Origin of the sequence: Kytococcus sp. HMSC28H12, assembly GCF_001816045.1 — a bacterium.
GTDB classification, from domain to species: Bacteria; Actinomycetota; Actinomycetes; order Actinomycetales; family Dermatophilaceae; genus Kytococcus; species Kytococcus schroeteri.
Genome location: NZ_KV824674.1, coordinates 1 through 817, shown reverse-complemented (window position 1 = coordinate 817; position 817 = coordinate 1). Strand labels below are relative to the sequence as shown.

The following is an 817-nucleotide window of genomic DNA, read 5'->3' as shown; positions in this document are numbered from 1 at the left end:
GATGAGCGGGCGGCGCGCGGTCGTCATCGGCGCCGGGGTGGCCGGGCTGGCCACCGCCGGACTGCTGGCCCGCGACGGGTACGAGGTCACCGTGCTGGAGCGCCGCGCCGTGACCGGCGGCCGCGCCGGCTCGTGGGAGGCCACCACCCCGGCGGGCACCTGGCGCTTCGACACCGGCCCGTCCTGGTACCTCATGCCCGAGGTGTTCGAGCACTTCTTCGCGCTCATGGGCACCTCGGTGGCCGACCGGGTGCCGCTGGTGGACCTGGACCCGGCCTACCGGGTGTTCGGCCAGGGCCACGCGGCGGCGCTGGAGGTACGCACCGGGCGCGCGGAGGCCGAGGCGCTGTTCGAGGCGGTGGAGCCCGGCGCGGGCGCCGCGCTGGGGCGCTACCTGGACTCAGCGCGGAGCAGCTACGAGCTGGCGCTGGCGCACTTCCTCTACACGACCTTCCGGCGGGTGCCGCTGGCCACGGTGCGGGCCGTGCTGCCCCGGCTGGGCGTGCTGGCGCGGCTGCTGGGCGAGTCTCTGCACCGGCGGGTCGCGCGGACGGTGCACGACACCCGGCTGCGGCAGGTGCTGGGCTACCCGGCGGTCTTCCTGGCGGCCACGCCACGCACGGCGCCGAGCCTGTACCACCTCATGAGCCACATGGACCTGGCCGACGGTGTCCGCTACCCGATGGGGGGCTTCGCCGCGCTGGTGCGGGCCGTCCAGGACGTGGCGGTGGAGGCCGGCGCGCGGATCCGCACCGGCTGCGAGGTGGTGGAGGTGACCACCGACGAGGCGGGGGCCGGGCGGTCGCGCCGCGGGCCG

Annotated in this window: 1 protein-coding gene; it reads left to right on the top strand. The window is 76.9% G+C overall.

What is annotated here, in order from left to right:
- Position 1: 1 nt before the first annotated feature.
- Positions 2–817: phytoene desaturase family protein (gene crtI / locus HMPREF3099_RS10865; protein ID WP_141762138.1), on the top strand; the 816-nt coding region annotated here is incomplete at its 3' end.